General features: G+C 72.9%; 3 protein-coding genes. All 3 read right to left on the bottom strand.

Annotated features, from left to right (window positions below):
• Positions 1-601, bottom strand: a 601-nt coding sequence (locus ACWCSD_RS50615) for a hypothetical protein (RefSeq protein ID WP_449926697.1), incomplete at its 3' end; no start/stop codon positions are given.
• Positions 602-756: 155 nt separating this feature from the next.
• A complete protein-coding gene (locus tag ACWCSD_RS50610) occupies positions 757-2,013 on the bottom strand; it encodes a phenylacetate--CoA ligase family protein (protein ID WP_449926694.1) in 1,257 nt (418 codons plus the stop codon).
• Between the two features lie 24 nt (positions 2,014-2,037).
• Positions 2,038-3,010: MFS transporter (locus tag ACWCSD_RS50605; RefSeq protein WP_449926691.1), on the bottom strand; the 973-nt coding region annotated here is incomplete at its 5' end.

Below are 3,010 nucleotides of genomic sequence, written 5' to 3'. Positions count from 1 at the left end.
CGCCGCCGTGGCCGTCCCGCCGCCTGGCCAGGTCGATCACGTTGCCGTTGGCCATCTGGGCGGCCAGCCACGTCCTGCCCTTGTCGTTGAGCAGCCTGACCACGCGGCGGCGCTGGCCCCGCGCGGCGTACTGGAGCACCGAGGTGAGCGCGGCCAGCGGCTCGGCCCCCGGGATGCGGCCGAGCAGGTCGCGCAGCAGGGACAGGGCGTCGGACAGCCGCTCGGGGTCGCCGCCGTCCACGAGGTCGTCCAGTTCGCCGGCCAGCTCGTTGTCGGAGCGGTCCCGCGGGTCCAGGGCCAGCACGTGCAGCGCGAAGACCACCCGGGGCAGCCGGACGCTGGAGGTCTCCATCAGGTCGTGGGCGATGCGCTCGACGGTCTTGACCACCGGCGCGTCGCGCAGCCCCGGCAGCCGGAAGTCCACCCGCACCCGGGGCGACTCGGGCCTGGTGACGCTCCTCCAGACGCGGGTGAGGCACACCTCGCGGTCGGTGCCGTCGGGGCCGAGCAGCACGATGACCGGGAGCCGGTCGCCGCTCCCGAGCGGGAGGCACTCCTTCGTCACCAGGCGAAGGTGCGCGTCGTTGAACGAATCCGCCATCGCAGCAACCTGCTCGGTCGTCGTCAGCCGGTGCGTGCCCGAGTGAGCATCGCCCCGCGGACGCTCGTTTCCATCATAGAAACGAACATCGGACGACGCGGAAAAATCCGGATGAATCCGGAGCCTCCGGCCGGCGCCGGAGGCTCCGGCCGGGGTCAGGGGTGCGGGCGCTCGTCCACCACCTGCAGCACCTTCCCGGTACGCGGGTGCGTCACCAGCTCGGACGGCCGCACCCATTCGACGGTCAGCGGGTGCACCAGCCCCTCGGCCACGGACTTCGGGTAGAGCGGCTTGGCCGCGTACACGGCGTCCACGAGCCGCTGGGTCAGGCCGGGCGGCGGCTCCTGCGTGCTGGCCAGCCGGAGCAGCAGGCCGTCCTTGCCGTCCCAGCGGCGCTGGACCATCTGCATGGCCGACATCGCCCGGTCCGGGTCGGCGGCGACCAGCACGGCCCGGACGGCCTCGCTGGACATCGCCACCGTCTCCACCCTGGCCCCCTCCGACGTCCTGCCGACCAGCCGGAAGGCCCGGCATTCCGCGTCGGTCCACTCCCCCAGGTCGCCGACCGGGTAGCGGATGACCGGCATCAGCGTCCTGAACAGGTTGGTGACGACCACCCGCCCGCGCACGCCGGGCGTGGTGACCGGGTCGCCGGTCACCTCGTCGAGCAGCTCCACCAGGGTGCGGTCGGGGAACGCCGCGTGCACCCGCACGTCCGCGCCCGCCACGGGGCCGCCGATCAGCCCGGCGTCCACGGAGGCGTAGCCGAGCGAGGCGATCGCCGCGCCGGGGAAGGCCTTGGCGAGCTGCGGACGCAGGTCGTCGAAGAGCAGGTCACCGGCGAACAGCAGCAGTTCCACGGTGTCCGCGCCGCGCCCGCGCGCGATCACCGCCTCGGCCACCTTGCCGAGCTTCATCGGCGGCCCCGCCAGCACGTGCACGCCGAACAGCTCGATCAGGTCGGCGATGTAGCCGTCCTCGGCGTGGCAGGCGATGGGCAGGCGCACGTTCTCCACGGGGGCGTTGTGCAGGGCGTGCTCGATGTAGAGGAAGCCGCCGTACATCTCGCCGGCGGAGAACAGGTTCGCCACCCGGTGTCCGGGCCGCAGGCCCGCCTGCACCATGCCGGCGCCGAACGCGGTCACCGAGTCGGCGTGCTCCGAGCGCGTCCAGGGGGAGAACTTGGGCGCCCCGGTGGTGCCGCCGGAGGCGTAGACGCCGGCGTCGGTCAGGGGGCCGGTCAGCAGCCTGTTGTCCGGGTAGGTGTTGGCGGCCCAGAAGGCGTTCTGGTCGATGATCGGCAGCGCGGTGAGGTCGTCCACGCCGTCGGGCAGGTCCCGGTAGAGCTCGGCGTAGAACGGCGAGTGCCGGCGGGCGAAGTCGATCAGGTCACGCAGGGACTTGGCGGGCATGTGTCACTCCTTGGTCGTCGATGCTCAGATCCGGCTGTGGGCGAGGCTCGGGACCCGCGCCAGCACCCGTCGGCGGTAGAACCACCAGTTGGTGGCCAGGAAGACGGCGTAGGCGCCGATGAACACCTGGAGTGCGGGCGCGACGGAACCCGTCCCGGCAAGCGAGACGGCGAAGCCGCGGGGGATGAGGAACCCGCCGAACGCGCCGACCGCGGAGGCTATGCCGATGGCCGCCGCGGCCTCGCGCCTGGCCCGCAGCCGCTCGTCCGGAGACCCGTGCCGGGCCTGCGCGGTGAAGATGGCCGGGATCATCCGGTACGTGGACCCGTTCCCCGCCCCCGAGGCGACGAACAACAGCAGGAACGCGCCCAGGAAGAGCGGGAAGCTGTGCCGGCCGAGCGCGGCGAGCGCGGCCACGGCCCCGGCGGCCATGGCGACGAACGACCACGAGGTGACCTTGGCCCCGCCGTACCGGTCGGCCAGCCAGCCGCCGACCGGCCGCGCCAGCGACCCGGCCAGCGGCCCGAGGAAGGCCAGGTACGGCGAGGCGGACTCGGCGAACGCCGACTTGGCGACCAGCGGGAACGCCGCCGAGTAGCCGATGAACGAGCCGAAGGTGCCGATGTACAGGAAGGACATGACCCAGGTGTGCGGACGCAGGAACGCCCTGCCCTGGGTGCCGAAGCCGGTCCTGGCCACGGCCAGGTTGTCCATGAACAGGTACGCGCACAGCGCGGCGGCCACGACGAGCGGCATCCACACCAGCCCGGCGTACGCCAGGCCGCCCGCCGCCACCAGCGGGATCAGCAGTTGCACGACCGCCACGCCCAGGTTCCCGCCGGCCGCGTTCACGCCCAGCGCGAACCCCTTGCGCCGCTCCGGGTAGAAGTAGGAGACGTTGGCCATGGAGGAGGCGAAGTTGCCGCCGCCGAGCCCGGCCGTGGCGGCGGCGGCCAGGAACATCCAGTAGGGCCTGGCCGGATCGGTGACCAGCCAG

Source organism: Nonomuraea sp. NPDC001684 (assembly GCF_053596515.1).
This window is presented reverse-complemented; position numbering and strand designations above follow the sequence as displayed.

Excerpts from the sequence above, each read along its gene's own strand:
- ACWCSD_RS50610 (WP_449926694.1), bottom strand. The coding sequence starts at position 2,013 with ATGCCCGCCAAGTCCCTGCGTGACCTGATCGACTTCGCCCGCCGGCAC.